This is a genomic window from Burkholderia cepacia, assembly GCF_029962485.1.
Taxonomy (GTDB): Bacteria; Pseudomonadota; Gammaproteobacteria; order Burkholderiales; family Burkholderiaceae; genus Burkholderia.
The window spans coordinates 200,669-215,040 of the sequence record NZ_CP073638.1; the positions used below are offsets into that span (position 1 = coordinate 200,669).

Annotated in this window: 13 protein-coding genes; 6 read left to right on the top strand and 7 right to left on the bottom strand. The window is 69.4% G+C overall.

Annotated elements, in window-relative coordinates:
• Positions 1-40: 40 nt before the first annotated feature.
• From KEC55_RS17465 to KEC55_RS17490, 6 genes are all read right to left on the bottom strand, one after another.
• Positions 41-748 (bottom strand): MgtC/SapB family protein, encoded by a 708-nt coding sequence (locus KEC55_RS17465; protein ID WP_176050173.1) that lies wholly within the window; start codon positions 746-748, stop codon positions 41-43.
• A gap of 307 nt (positions 749-1,055) precedes the next feature.
• On the bottom strand, positions 1,056-2,600 hold the full coding sequence (locus KEC55_RS17470; protein WP_282509027.1) for a TolC family protein: 1,545 nt from the start codon (positions 2,598-2,600) through the stop codon (positions 1,056-1,058).
• Complete coding sequence (locus KEC55_RS17475) at positions 2,587-4,659, bottom strand: FUSC family protein (protein ID WP_282509028.1); 2,073 nt, start codon at positions 4,657-4,659, stop codon at positions 2,587-2,589. The genes KEC55_RS17470 and KEC55_RS17475 overlap by 14 nt, the downstream gene beginning before the upstream one ends.
• Positions 4,640-5,689, bottom strand: a complete 1,050-nt coding sequence (gene mdtN / locus KEC55_RS17480; RefSeq protein WP_282509029.1) for a multidrug transporter subunit MdtN — start codon at positions 5,687-5,689, stop codon at positions 4,640-4,642. Before mdtN ends, KEC55_RS17475 begins: the two co-directional genes overlap by 20 nt.
• The gene (locus KEC55_RS17485) at positions 5,686-5,979 is read right to left on the bottom strand and encodes a hypothetical protein (RefSeq protein ID WP_282509030.1); all 294 of its coding nucleotides are present in this window, start codon (positions 5,977-5,979) and stop codon (positions 5,686-5,688) included. The genes mdtN and KEC55_RS17485 overlap by 4 nt, the downstream gene beginning before the upstream one ends.
• 377 nt (positions 5,980-6,356) lie before the next feature.
• Complete coding sequence (locus KEC55_RS17490; protein WP_282509031.1) at positions 6,357-7,259, bottom strand: LysR substrate-binding domain-containing protein; 903 nt, start codon at positions 7,257-7,259, stop codon at positions 6,357-6,359.
• Positions 7,260-7,445: 186 nt separating this feature from the next.
• On the opposite strand from KEC55_RS17490, the gene KEC55_RS17495 reads away from it, so the two are divergent.
• A complete protein-coding gene (locus KEC55_RS17495; protein WP_282509032.1) occupies positions 7,446-8,588 on the top strand; it encodes a metallophosphoesterase in 1,143 nt (380 codons plus the stop codon).
• A 50-nt stretch (positions 8,589-8,638) separates the two neighbouring features.
• On the opposite strand, the gene KEC55_RS17500 is transcribed toward KEC55_RS17495, so the two are convergent.
• Positions 8,639-9,226: a malonic semialdehyde reductase gene (locus KEC55_RS17500; protein ID WP_282509033.1), complete on the bottom strand. Its 588-nt coding sequence runs from the start codon at positions 9,224-9,226 to the stop codon at positions 8,639-8,641.
• A 197-nt stretch (positions 9,227-9,423) separates the two neighbouring features.
• Here KEC55_RS17500 and KEC55_RS17505 point away from each other — a divergent pair, with 197 nt between their 5' ends.
• From KEC55_RS17505 to KEC55_RS17525, 5 genes are all read left to right on the top strand, one after another.
• Complete coding sequence (locus tag KEC55_RS17505) at positions 9,424-10,059, top strand: alpha-ketoglutarate-dependent dioxygenase AlkB family protein (protein WP_282509034.1); 636 nt, start codon at positions 9,424-9,426, stop codon at positions 10,057-10,059.
• Positions 10,060-10,363: 304 nt separating this feature from the next.
• Entirely contained in the window at positions 10,364-10,570 is a 207-nt protein-coding gene (locus KEC55_RS17510) for a hypothetical protein (protein ID WP_034180396.1), read from the top strand.
• A 317-nt stretch (positions 10,571-10,887) separates the two neighbouring features.
• A complete protein-coding gene (gene gspI / locus KEC55_RS17515) occupies positions 10,888-11,319 on the top strand; it encodes a type II secretion system minor pseudopilin GspI (protein WP_282509035.1) in 432 nt (143 codons plus the stop codon).
• A complete protein-coding gene (locus KEC55_RS17520; RefSeq protein WP_282509036.1) occupies positions 11,303-11,965 on the top strand; it encodes a PulJ/GspJ family protein in 663 nt (220 codons plus the stop codon). Before gspI ends, KEC55_RS17520 begins: the two co-directional genes overlap by 17 nt.
• 178 nt (positions 11,966-12,143) lie before the next feature.
• The gene (locus tag KEC55_RS17525) at positions 12,144-14,366 is read left to right on the top strand and encodes a tetratricopeptide repeat protein (RefSeq protein ID WP_282509037.1); all 2,223 of its coding nucleotides are present in this window, start codon (positions 12,144-12,146) and stop codon (positions 14,364-14,366) included.
• Positions 14,367-14,372 lie beyond the last annotated feature (6 nt).

The following is a 14,372-nucleotide window of genomic DNA, read 5'->3' on the forward strand; positions in this document are numbered from 1 at the left end:
CAGGCGGGGGCGGCGCCGGGTACGGCGGCCGCCACGCCGCTCATTCCATCAGCGGCTCCGCTTCCTTCGCGGTCCAGCTCACGCTGGAAATGCTCTTCTCCATGCTCATCCGGCTCGCGATCTGCTCGAGTTTCTGCTGATCCTTCGGATGCAGCTTCAGCGTCGCGGTCACCTTCAGCCGGTCCGGCTGGTCGGGCACGTCCTCGCTCGTCAGGCTCTGGAACGACAGCGGCTTCGCGTACATCGAGTTCGACAGCAGCGTGCGGATGTGCACTTCGTCGGCTGCCAGGCAGATCACCGTGATCTGGTATTCGCGCACGAGATCGGCGTTCGATACGGGCGTCGCGTTGATCGCCTGGCTGACGCCGCGCAGCACGGTATTGGTGAGCAGCACGACGCCCGTGCCGGCGAGCGCGGGCACGTAATGGCCGGAGCCGGCCAGTACGCCGACGGCGGCCGAGCACCACAGCGTCGCGGCCGTGTTGATGCCCTGGATCGAGCCCTTGTCGCGCATGATCACGCCGCCGCCGAGAAAGCCGACGCCCGACACGACGTACGCGGCGATCTGCGTGACGCCCGCGACGCCGTTGCCGGTCAGCACGCCGAGCGTGACGAACAGGCAGGCGCCGCTCGCCACGAGCGTGATGGTGCGCAGGCCGGCCGTGCGCTGGCGCATCTGGCGCTCGAGGCCGATGGCGACGCCGCAGGCGAACGCGGTGAAAAGACGGAGTGCGAAATCGAAAGTCATGGGTGTCCTGCCGTGCAAGAAGCGCGAGCCGGCCGGCGTCGCCGTGGCGCAAGGCCATGGGCGACGCGAGGATGGCCGTCATCGCGCGGTACTGTACCGCGCGAATGCGTCATTCAGTGTGAAACGGGGGGCGTGCGGGCTCGCGGAACGCGAGCCGGGGCAGGAGGACTGCGTCGGACAGGCGTTCAGGCGGCAAGCGGCGCACGCAACGGAGTGCTGCAACTGTCCACGATGGTTCCTGAAGGAAGAATGGGCGGCATTCTAGTGGGCGGCGCGCGCAGGCGTCAACCGCCTTGCGGCGGCGGCGCTACTGCGCGGCGCCGATCGTGCCCGTCGCGAGCGCGAGCGCGGCAGCGGCCGACAGCGCGCCGGCATAGCTGTCGACCTCCGCGTTCCGGGCCGCGAGCAGCTGGCTTTGCGCGATCGTCGCGTCGGTGACCGAGCCGACGCCGCTCCGGTAAGCGGTCAGCGCCGCGTCGTAGCTCGTCTGCGCGGCATCGACGAGCGCCTTGGCCGCGTCGTGCGACGCGAGGCTCGTCTGCACCGCGTTCTGCGCGGCGACGACCTGGCGCACGGCTTCCTCCTTGGTCCGCGTGAGGCGCGCGGACGCGCTTTGCGCATCGTTGCGCGCCTGCATCAGCACGGCCGAGCGCAGGCCGCCGTCGTACAGCGGGATCGTCACGCCGAGGAACACGCCGCCGCCGTAGCGGCTGCCGTTCAGGTTGACGGTCGGCGCCTGGTCGCCGATCGCGGGCAGCGCGGAGATGGCCGTGCCACCGCTCGCGTACGACGTGGACGCGGACAGGAAGATCTTCGGCATGAACGCGGCCTCGGCGGCCTTGATCTTCGCGCGATTGGCCTTTTCGAGCGCAAACGCGCCCTGCAGGTCGGGGCGGCGCGCGATCGCGTCCGACACGATTGCATCGACCGACGAGCCGAGCGCGGGCGGCAGCGGCCGCTTCGGCAGCGCGGCGATCGTCGGCTTCGACAGCGGCGAGATGCCGAGCGCGGAGACGAGCGCGAGGTAGCTGTCGCTTTCCGCGCCGTTCGCCTGCACGAGCGCGAGGTTCGCCTGTGCGCGGTTCTGCGTCGCCTGCGCGAGCTCGACGACCGTGCCGACACCGTGCTTGAGCCGCGCGCGCGATGCCGCGAGGATCGCATCCGCGTTCGCGAGGCCCTGCTGTGCGCTGACGGCGCGCGAGCGCGCGGCTTCATAGCGGTAGTAGCCGACGGTCACGTCGTGGATCACCTGCTGGTGCACGGCGGTGAACGCGACGTTCGATGCGATCGACGCCTGTTCGGCCGCTTCGACGCGCGCCGCGCGGCCGCCGAAATCGAACAGCAGCCATTGCAGCGACAGCGCCGAAATCGTGCCGTGCACGGTGGTGTCGCTCGACGAATCGCCGAGGATCGTCGACGTCGAGCCGTGGCTCGTCTGGTACGCGCCCATCGCGGTCGCCGACAGGCGCGGCAAGTAGGCGGCCTTGGCGAGACCGACCGCGAGCGCCGCGTTGCGCGCGTCGTTCCATGCGATGCGCGTCAGCGGATTCGCCGATTCGGCGAGATCGATCAGCTCCGGCAGCGTGTACGGATGCGCGGTATCGAGCGCGGCTGGCGGCGAGATCGACGCGAGCGCCGGCGACGCGGGCAGCGTGTAGTCGTGCGCGCCTTGCGCGGACGCGCGCGGCGGGCCCGGCACGATGTCGCCTGCGGCCGACGTTTGCGGCTGCCACGGGCGGTCGGGTGCCTCCGGCGCCAGGTCGATCGACGACGTCGCGCAGCCGGCCAGCGCGACGGCGGTCGCGAGGGTGGCTACGGCGATCGAGGCGGCCGGCGGTTCAGGTCGACGCATGGGGGGCAGGCTCCTTCGGTGTGGCTTGACGGGCGGCGTCGGCGATCTGCGCGAGCCGCGAGTCGATCAGGTTCAGCAGCGCGTCGCGTGCGGGGTCGGTGGGTGCGGCGCGCGGCGGCGGGGCCGATGGCGCCGGGTTCGGCGGAGGCGTGGCTTCGTCGTCGCGCGGCTCGGTTACGCGTGCGAGTTGCGCGCCGATCGCGGTGTCGCCGGGCTTGCGTTCGGCGAGCAGGAACAGCGGGCCTTCGATCGCACCGAGTTCCGCGAGCGCGCGCCGTCGCGTGGCGAGCCACGTCGCGGCCGGCCGCACCCACGACGGTTCGTAATGGACGAGGCTGAGTTCCTGCGCGATCGCACCGTGGCGCGCGAACGCTTCGGCTGCGAGCGCGCGCCGTTCCGCCGGTTGCGCGATCTGCGCGATGCGTCGCCACTGGTCGAGCAGCGCGGCGAACGCAACGTCGATCTGCTTGCCGATGCTGACGGGCCAGATGCGTGTGAACACGAGATACACGACGACGTTGCCGAGCAGGATGCCGATCGTGCGGTCGCGCGCGATCGTCAGGTCGAAGCCGGGGCCGGCGCCCTGGATCACGCACAGGAAAAACGCGAACGCGATCTGGAAGCCCGCATACGCGATGCGCGGCGAGCCGAATGCGATCCACGCGGACAGCCACGCGCCGGCGAACACCAGCGCCATCAAGTGGCCGACCGACGACAGCGCCGGCACGACGAACACGAGCGCGGCGGTGCCGAGCAGTGCGCCGACCATGCAGCCGAAGATCCGCAGCGTGAGCTTCTCGACCGTTTCGGCCGTCGAGCCAAGCGACACGATGTAGCAGGTGACGACGCACGTATGGATGCCCGACCAGTCGAGCTGCGAGTACAGCAGGTAGCAGAAGATCGCCGCGGCGGTCGTCTTCAGCGCATAACGGATGTGGTCGGGATTGGTGCGCGCGTCGGGCAGGAAGAAGCCGCCGCTTGGGGCCGGTGCCGGCGCTGCGGTGGGTGCTTCGGGCGGGGCGGCAGGGGCAGCGGGCGCCGCGCTTGCCGAAGCCTCCGTCGCTGCATCGGCCGGCGGGACCGTCGCACCCGGCTCCGCGAAGCGCGTGATCGCTGCATGGAGATCGGTCGCGGCGATACGCGCGAGCGGCGGCAGCGCGTCGGCGGGCGGCAGCGCGAGCGTCACGTCGACCGGATAGCCGCCGCGTTCGAGAATGGCGGCCATGTCGTCGAGCGTCGCGGCGATCGGCGCGGCGAACGCATCGGGCAGCCGCGCGTCCGGTTCGCGATCGGCCAGCGCGACGCCGACCATCAGCACGGTGCTCGACGCGATGGCCTGCCGCAGCGCCGCGACGTCGGCGGCGGTCGACGAGCCTTCGAGCTTCGACAGCTTGAGCCACGTGAGCAACTGCTTGTCGCCTTCACGCAGGCTCGTGTCGAACGCGGCACGCGCGTCGTCGTCGCCGCGCAGTCGCCGCGCGGCGAGCCGCAGCCGCTTCGCGAGCTGCGCGTGCACGAGCTTGCGCGGCGACGGCGCGATCAGCAGGTTGACGACGATCGCCACGCCGACGGGGATCGCGATCGTCAACCAGATATAGAGCAGTGCGCGCGTCGCGGCTTCGCCGAACGGTGCGAGGCCGAGCTGGTCGAGCCCGAAGCCGACGATCATCGCGAGGATCGCGCCCACCGGTCGCAGCTTGCTGGCGGAAGTGAGGTACAGGAGGGCGACCGACAGCACGGCCATGCACGCGACCCGCAGGATCGAATAGTCGATGCTGAAGATCGCGATGCCGAGCACGAGCCCGATCACGATCGTGACGATCAGCAGCAGCGCGGCCGCGAGCACGACGCTCGTCACGCGGTCGGCGCGGATCATGAAGAACACGACGTACGCGGAAAGGGCGGCTTCGGGCGTGCCGTACGCGGCCGTCACAAGCGCGGTCAGCGCGCAGATCAGCGCGACGCGCACGGCGATGGCCGTGCGCCCCGGAAACGGCGCGAGCAGTCGCAGGACTTCGCGCGGGCCCGGCGCGCGAACGTCAGCGGCAGGCAGTGCCATGCCGGACCTCGACGATCGCGCTGGCGCCGACGCGCACGAGCTTCGCATCGGGTTCGTCGAGCTTCACGCGCACCGGGAAGCGCTGCGCGACGTGCACCCAGTTCACCGAGTTCTGCACGATCGGCAGCGAGCGCGGCAGGTTGATGCGCGCGCTGTCCGCGATGCCGGCGCCGATGCCGACGACCTTGCCCGTCAGCGGGCGGCCGCGGTCGATCATCGAATAGACGGTCGCGCAATCGCCGACCGCGATGCGGCTCAATGCCGTCTCGCGGAAATTGCCGACGGCGAACCATTCGCGCGCGTCGATCAACGTGAAGATCGACTGGTTCGGTGCAAGGGTTTCGCCGGCGAGGACGGTGAGACCCGTCACGAGCCCGTCGTGCGGCGCACGCACGACCGTATCGTCGAGCGCATGCTGCGCGCGGGCGAGCGCGGCTTCGCGCGCATGCAGCGTCGCGATCGCGTCGGCTTCGTCCCCGATCGTCTGTGCGGATGCGCGCTGCTGCTCCTGCGCCTGCGCGAGCGAGACGGATGCGTCGCGCTGGCGGACCTTCGCCTGGTCGAACTGCTGCGCACTGACATAACCCTGCGCGGCGAGCGGCGCGAGCCGGTTCACGTCGCGTGTCGCGAGGTCGGCGTTCTGCGTCGCGCGTTTGACCTGCTCGGCGGCGACCGCCGCGTTCGAACGCTCGCCGATCAGCGACCGGCGGCGCGTGTCGAGCGACGCGCGCGCGAGTTCGACGTCGGCCTGCGCCTGCGCGACCGTCAGGCGGTACGGCACGGGATCGATTACGTACAGCAGGTCGCCCTTCGCGACGCGCTGGTTCTCGTGCACCGCGAGCTGCACGATGCGGCCGCCGACGGGCGACGCGACGTGCACGACGTCCGCGTCGATCGACGCGTCGTCGGTGGACGGATAGGCCGTCGTGCGGTAGTACGCATACACGAGCGCGGCGATGCCGAGCGCGACGATCGCGAGCGCGATCACGCGGCCTTTCACGGAGGGGCGGGGGAGTCCGGCGGCCTTCATGCGAACGGCCCCGTGCCGGTGAGCCAGACGATCACGGCGACCACGAGCCCGATCGCGGTGCACACGGCGAGCTGGTAAGGCACGGTGGCGGCCCAGCCGGTCGAGACGAACACGCGGTGCGCGACGATCGCGCCGATGACGCCGACGATCGCGCTGACGAGCCAGAGCGGGAAGTACGCGCCGAACAGCACGTACGACGGTGCGCCGCGTGATGCGCAGCCCGCGAGCGGCAGGGCGGGCGCCAGGGCGGCGGCAACGCGCAGGGGCGCGCGCGGCGTTGTTTTTCTCATGGTGTGACGAGCTCGACGTTGGGGGTGGATGCCGGGCGCGGCGCAATGCGGATCGTCGCCGCGACGACGATTCCACGATACGGAGCCGATCATAAATCAGCGCGATGCGGATCGCCAGCCATTCGGCACGCGTGCGCGGCACGGGCCATGGCCGGTCGCGGGCGCGCCGGCGGCCGGTCCGGCCGACCGTTCATCCGGCCGAGCGTTTCGGCAGCAACGGCCGGATCGTCGCGATTCTGCCAGCGCACGCTCGCGTAGGGTTGCTAACGGACTGCAAAGAATCGTCAGACGAACGAAAGGTGGTGGCGTTTGCCGTTTTGATGCTATGCAATGGCGGAGAAAATGCCCAATTGCTGCCTGAACGTACCTGAATCCGATCAGTCCGGCTGGACGAGTGCGTCCGCGACGAGCAGGTCGACGAGATCGCGCGCGAAGCGCGGCAGTGCATCGAGATTGGCGACGCAGATCTGCAACTGGCGCTCGGCCCAGTCGTCCTCGAGCGCGACGAGGCGCAGCGCCATCGTCTTCGCATGTCGGCGTGCGGTGCCTTCCGGCAGCACGCCGACACCGACGTTCGCCTCGATCATCCGGCACGCTGCCTCGAAGTTGCTGACCTGGATGCGCCAGCGCAACGTGCGCTGCATGTCGGCGGCCGCGCGCTTCAGGAAGTTGTGGATCGCGCTCGCTTCGGTCAGGCCGATGAAGTCGTGGTCGAGCGTCGCGACGAACGGTGTCGAAGCCAGTTCGGCGAGCGGGTGCCCGAGCGCCGTCACGAGCACGAGGCGGTCACGCCGGTACGGCATCGCCTGCAGCCCGTCGGTGCGCACGTCGCCGGCGACGATGCCGATGTCGACCACGCCTTCCTGCACCGCGCGCACGATGTCGGGGCTCAGCCGCTCCTGCATGTCGATCGTTACGTCGGGGTGGCTGACGAGATAGCGGCGCAGCACGCCCGGCAGGAATTCGCTCATCGCGGTAGTGTTCGCGAACACGCGCACGTGGCCTTTCACGCCCGACGCATATTCCTGCAGGTCGCCCGTCAATTGCTCGAGCTGGCGCAGCACGTGGCGCGCATGCGCGAGCAGCGTCTCGCCCGGCGCGGTCAACGTGACGCCCTGACTCGTGCGGCTCAGCAGTTTCACGCCGACCTGCTCCTCGAGATTCTTGATGCGCATGCTGGCTGCCGGCACCGACAGGTGCGCGCGTTCGGCGCCGCGCGTCAGGCTGTTCGCCTCCGCGATATGCGTGAAGAGTTTGAGGTCGACGAGATCGAAGCGCATGGGCGGGGCGGCGGGAGGATGACCGATTATCGCGCGAAGCCGCGTGGCGCTGCACCGGTGGCCGCGACCGGTCGTCACGGCCGGGATCTGTGTACCATCGTGCGTATGGCGCGAAGCGCGGTAGAGGGCATCACGTCTCCGTGCCGTGCTTCGCGGAAGCGGTATCGCAACGAAGGTGAGCGTTCCATGCGAAGTTTCTTTGTCCGGTTCATTGCAATCGGCGTGCTGTTCCATCTGTACGTCGGGATGCGGATCATTCCCGATGCGTTCGCGTCGCCGGTCGCGCGCACGATCGCGGCGCTCGTGCTGGCGAGCTTCGTCGTGCTGATTCCGGTCGGCATGTTCTCGCGCCGCTTCGACGAAGGCTGGGCCGCGACGCTGGTCGGCTGGGCCGGTTCGCTCGTGATGGGTTTCTTTTCGTCGCTGCTTGTGCTGACGTTCCTGCGCGAATTCGTGCTGCTCGGCGTGGTCGCGTGGCGGCATCTCGGCCACGACGGCGCGTGGAGCGGGGCGGCGACCGACACGGCGCTCGGCGTGCTGGCGGCCGCGGTGCTCGTGACCGCGATCGGGTTCGTCGGCGCGCGCCGCACGGCGGCGGTCAAGCGCGTGTCGATTCCGGTGGCGGGGCTGCCGGCGGCGCTCGACGGGCTGACGATCGTGCAGCTGTCCGACATTCACGTCGGGCCGACGATCAAGCGGCCGTATATCGAACGGATCGTGCGTGCGGTCAATGCGCTCGACGCCGACCTGGTGGTCGTGACGGGCGACGTGGTGGACGGTTCGGTCAAGCGCCTGCGCGACCACACGGCGCCGCTCGGCCGGATGCGGTCGCGGCACGGCAGCTTCCTCGTGACCGGCAACCACGAGTACTACGCGGGTGCGCATGCGTGGATCGACGAATTCCGCCGCATCGGGCTGACGGTGCTGCTGAACGAGCACGTGCTGATCGAACACGATGGCGCACGCGCGGTGCTCGCGGGTGTGACCGATTTCACGGCCGGCGGGTTCGATCCCGCGCATCGCAGCGATCCCGCGCAGGCGCTGGCGGGCGCGCCGCGCGACGTCGGCACGAAGATCCTGCTGGCGCACCAGCCGCGCAGCGCGGAAGCGGCGAACCGCGCGGGTTACACCCTGCAGTTGTCGGGTCACACGCACGGCGGCCAGTTCTTGCCGTGGCCGCCGTTCGTGCGGATGCAGCAGCCGGTGATCGGCGGGCTGAACCGCTTCGGCGACATGTGGCTCTATACGAGCCGCGGCACCGGATACTGGGGGCCGCCGAACCGCTTCGGCGTGCCGTCCGAGATCACGCTGATCCGGCTGACGCGCTAGGGCCCGTTTACGCTCATGACGGGCTTGCGAACGCGCCTCGCCCGCAATCGTTATTCGATGCGTGCGATATCGTCGAAATCGAAGCGCGGGCTGCGCGGGAACAGGCCGGCCGGATCGCCGTAGCCGAGATTCACGAGGAAGTTGCTCTTGATCGTGGTGCCCGCGAAGAATTCGGCATCGACCTTCGCGCCGTCGAAGCCCGACATCGGGCCCGCGTCGAGGCCGAGCGCGCGGGCGGCCAGGATCAGGTACGCGCCCTGCAGCGACGCGTTGCGGAACGTGGTGGCCTGGATCAGCGCATCGTTGCCGGCGAACCAGCTGCGTGCGTCGGCATGCGGGAACAGGCGCGGCAGGTGCTCGTAGAACGCGTAATCCATCCCGACGATCACGGTGACGGGCGCGGCCATCGTTTTCGCGAGGTTGCCTTCGGACAGCGCGGGTTTCAGGCGCGCCTTCGCTTCGGGCGACTTGACGAACACGAAGCGTGCGGGGCTCGAGTTCGCCGACGTCGGGCCAAATTTCGTCAGGTCGATCAGCCGGTGCAGCAGCGCGTCGTCGACGGGTTTGTCCTGCCACGCGTTGTGCGTGCGGGCAGTGAGAAACAGTTGATCGAGGGCGGAATCGGAGAGCGTCGTCATGATGGGATCCGGGAAGAAAGCGGCCGGGTCGCGCCGGCCGGCGTGGCGGAGAAAAGCGGCGCCCCTCGGCGGGGCGTGCCGCGACACGCCGCGATGATAGCGTGATGCGCGAATGCGCATCGCCGTGCGCGGCGTTTCCTTTCATCGGCGAATGACAGCGCATGGCGGTGCAGGGCGCCGTTGGCTAGTATGCAGACATGCATCGTTCGCTCCGCTTTTCGCCCGTTCCTTCCGACATGTCGACGCCCGATCTCTTCGCTGACACGCCCGCGCCCGACGTGGACTGGTACCCGGACTGGCTTGCACAGCCCGATGCCGATCGCACGCTTGCCGCGCTGATCGGCGAGGTCGCGTGGCGGCAGGATACGATCCGAACGCCGCGTGGCCGCATTCCGTTGCCGAGGCTCACCGCGTGGCAGGGCGAGCCGGATGCCGTGTACGTGTATTCGGGGATCCGCAACGTGCCCGCGCCGTGGACGCCGGCCGTGCTCGACCTGAAGCGGGCGGTCGAGGCGACGTGCGGCGCGCGCTTCAACAGCGTGCTGCTCAATCGCTACCGCAACGGGCTGGACAGCCTCGGCTGGCACGCGGACAACGAGCCGGAGCTCGGCGAGGCGCCGGTGATCGCGTCGGTGAGCCTCGGTGCGATGCGCGTGTTCGATCTGCGTCATCGCGCGAGCGGCGTCACGCATGCGTACCGCCTCGTGCACGGCAGCCTGCTCGTGATGCGCGGGCGCACGCAGGCGGAATGGCAGCACCGCGTGCCGAAGGCGCCGGGCGTGCAGGGCGAGCGCGTCAACCTGACGTTCCGGCGCGTCATGTCCGCCGGATAGATCGCACCCCGTTTCCGCGATCCACGAATGGCCGATGCAAGCAATCGGTCGCGTGTGCGGCACGTTGCCGCACGAATGCGATACGGTGCCGGCTGACATGGCCCGGAAGCCCGTCCCGTATGGGTTTCAGTCAGTTTCGATCGACCGGTCGGTTCCGATAGATGAGTGAAACCTCTGATGGTGCGTCGCAACAATTATTGACTAGACTGTCGAATGGCAGAAACGCGTCGGCACACCGGCGCGCCCCTTTCGACATGCCCCGAGTGTTGCCGATGCGGCGCGCAAGGGGGCAGGAGCAAAACGCGTGACCGTACTCGACCCTTCCTTCGAACCCTCGCTGCACGTCTTTGAACAAGACGGCGGATGGCAATGGGCGCTGACGGTGAAGCGGGCGACCGGCGTCGGCGTGAAAGTCGTTGCGTTCAGCCGGGAAGGCTTTCGCGGCGAAGCCGAGGCGTACGCCGCCGGCCAGCTTGCCCGCGCTGAATATGACGCCGCCGTGACGGCCTGACGCCGTCGCGGCGATCCCGCCCGAGGATCGCCTTCACCGTCCGCCTTTCGCCGCCCGGTGCCGGGCGGTTCGTTCCCGATTCCTGTCCGTTTTCAGCCTTTTTTCCGCCGCGGTGCGCGCATCGCGCGACACCGCATGCGGGGCGTCGGCACGCCTGTCCGCCGCTGCCTGTCGCGCCAAATGGTCCGTACCATTCGACACGTGCGTGCCATACGTTGCGCTTAACGTCCGTGCACGGCGTCCGTCGCGCCGGCGACGTGGCCTGCGCCGCGGTTTGACCGCCGGACGCCGACCCATCGACAAGAATGATGCAGGTCATGTGCGACGACAGAACGGACTACCACCGCCATGCGCGCGGTGGATCGCGCGCGGCGCGTACGCTTCAACGGGGATTCACGCTGATCGAGGTGCTGATCGCGCTGGCGATCGTGGCCGTGGCGCTCGGCGCCGTGATGCGCGCGATCGGCGCGCTCGCGTCGGATACCGACATGGCGCGCATGCGCCTGCTCGCGCTCTGGAGCGCCGACAACGCGCTCGGCGAAATCCGCATTGCATCGGCGTGGCCGTCCGTCGGCTCGAACACGTTTGCGTGCCCGCAAGGCCGCTACCGGTTCGTGTGCCGTCAGTCGGTGGCCGCGTTGCCGAGCCCGCTGGTGCGGCGCGTGACGGTCAGCGTGTATCCGTCCGCGTCGAGCCGCAACGTGCTCGCCGAAGTCGTCACGGTGATCCAGAATGAAGCGCGCCATTGAACCGCGCGCGGCGGCGCGTGCCCGCGGCTTCACGCTGATCGAGATGCTGGTCGCGATCGCGCTGCTCGCCGTGATCGCGCTGCTGTCGTGGCGCGGTCTCGATGCAACGATCCGCGGCCGCGACGATATCGCGTCGAATCTGGCGCAAACGCGTCTGCTCGGCCGCTATTTCTCCCAGTTGCAATTCGACCTGACGAACCTCGTGACGGCCGACGAAGTGTTCGGGCCGCCGCTGCGTATTCGCCCGAATGAACTCGTGATGGTGCGTCGTCTCGGCGTCGGCAGCGGGCCGGCGCACATGCAGGTCGTGCGCTACCAGCTCAAGGGGCGCGAACTCGTGCGCAGCGCGTCGCAGCCGCTTGCGTCGCTGGCCGACGTGGAGGACGCGCTGCAACACATGGACGCGTTCGCGCGCGTGGTGGTCAGCAATGATGCGCGGACGATGCAGCTTTCGGTGTGGATTCCGCCGGGGGGATGGACGACGAGCCAGACCGTCATCGAACAGTCCTACGCGCAGTTTCTCGCGCAGCACGGCGTCAGCAACATCACGTCGCTCGGCATGCCGCTGCCGCGCGGCGTGCGCTTCGCGGTCACGATGGGCGCGCCGGCCGTCGAATACGTGCGGACGATCCCGATCGGCCAGTGACGGCGGCACGGGCTGCGTCCGGCCGGCAATGTGGTCCGTCCCCCGGGCAAAATGGTCCGTAACTTTCGTCATACGTCTGTTATTGCCCGTCCGTTAGTCTCGTGACGAGCATGACCGCTGCGACCGGTTCCATCGAGCCGGGCCAGCGGCGGCATCGGCAAACGGGAAGGGGGCGAACGTGACGGTCGAGCACCGGCATGATGCACACGCGGGCGCGTCGGGATTCGACGCGCGCGGGCAACGGCAATCGGCGGCGATCCTGAGCCGCGCACAGAACTGGCACAGCGCCGGACGTTTCGACGACGCGGCGCGCGAATACCTCGCCGTGCTCGAGAACGAGCCGGACAATCCCCAGGCATTGCACCTGTATGGCGTGCTGCAGTTCCAGCGCGGCGCGGCCGACGACGCCGAAGCGTTGCTGCGCCAGTCGATCGCGATCGCCCCCGGCACGCGCGCTCTGTCGGATCTCGGCGCGATCGCCGGCGAGCGCGGCCGCGTCGGCGAGGCGCTCGAGCATTTCGCGGCCGCGTTGCGCACCACGCCCGACGACGTGCAGACGCTCGTGCGCCGCGGCAATACGCTGCTCGGATTGCGCCGCTACGACGACGCGCTCGCGTCGTTCGATCGCGCGCTCGCCGTATCGCCACTGGTGCTCGATGCGCTCTGCAATCGCGGCAGTGCGCTGCGTGCGCTGCGCCGCTTCGACGACGCACTCGATACCTACGATCGCGCGCTGATGGTCGACCCGCGTTCGTTCGAATCGTGGTTCAACCGCGGCCTCGTGTTGCGCGAACTGCAGCGGCCGGCCGAGGCGCTGCAGTGCTTCGAGCGCGCCAGCGCGATCCGGCCCGGTTTGGCCGCGATCATGGCCGAGCGCGGCCGCACGCTGATCGATCTCGATCGGCCGGGCGAGGCGCTCGACGCGTTCAACGAAGCGATCGCGGCCGATCCCGCGCGGATCGACGTGCTCTACAACAGCGCGGTCGCGCTCGAACGGCTCGGCCGCGCGGACGAAGCGCTGGCCCGCTGCGAGCGCGTGCTGGCGTTCGATCCGGATCATGTCCGCGCCCATGCGAGCCGCGGCAATGCATTGCTGCAGCTCAAGCGTCACGATGACGCGCTGGCCGCCTATGCGCGCGCGCTGGCGCTCGATCCGCATGCGGCGGAGACGTTGTGCAACCGCGGCACTGCGCTGCGTTACCTGAAGCGTTACGACGAAGCGCTGGCCAGCTACGACGCCGCGCTCGCGCGCGATGAGCGGTTCGCCGAGGCGTGGACCAACCGCAGCAGCGTGTTGCAGGACCTGCACCGCTACGACGAAGCGATGGCGTCGATCGACCGTGCGCTCGCGCTGCGTCCCGATCACGCGACGAACTGGCTCAATCGCGGCAACCTGCATTTCGAAACGGCGCGCACGGACGACGCGCTCGTCGCGTACGACCGCGCGATCGCGCTGCAGCCCGACTATGCCGAAGCGCATTTCGCGCGCGCGTCGCTGTATCTGATCGAAGGCGATTTCGCACGTGGCTGGCCCGAATACGAATGGCGGCTGCGCGACGCGCAGCTTGCGCGGCACTACCGGCCGTTCACGCAGCCGGCGTGGCAGGGCGACACGCCGCTCGACGGCCGGACGGTGCTGATTCATGCCGAGCAAGGGTTCGGCGACACGCTGCATTTCTGCCGCTACGTCCCGCTGGTGGCCGCGCGCGGTGCGCGGGTCGTGTTCGAGGTGCAGCCGCAACTGCGCGCGCTGATGGCGTCGCTGCCCGGGTCGGTCGACGTGATCGCGCGTGGCGAGCCGCTGCCGGCGTTCGATTGCCAGACGCCGCTGATGAGCCTGCCGCACGCGTTTCGCACCGACGAAGCCACGATTCCACGTGCCGGTGCCTATCTGCAGGCCGACCCGCAGCGCACGCGCCAGTGGGAAGCGCTGCTCGGCGACCGGCGCCGGCCGCGAATCGGGATCGCGTGGGCCGGCAATCCGGAACACCGGAACGATCACAACCGGTCGATCGATTTCTCGCGGCTCGCGCCGCTGTTCGATCTCGACGTCGACTGGATCAGCCTGCAAAAACCCGTGCGCGAACGCGACGCGGCGCTGCTCGCGGAGGCGCCGGTGCGCCGCGTCGACGAAGAACTCGGCGACTTCGCGGACACGGCCGCGCTGATCGGCGCGCTGGACCTCGTGATCGCGGTCGATTCCGCCGTCGCGCATCTGGCGGGTGCGCTGGGCCACGCGGTCTGGGTGCTGCTGCCCGATCCGGCCGAGTGGCGCTGGATGCGGACCCGCGGCGACAGCCCGTGGTATCCGTCCGCGCGGCTGTTCCGGCAGGCGGCGCCGGGCGACTGGACGGGCGCGATCGACGCGGTGCGTGCCACGATCGCGGCGATGACACGTTAGACACGA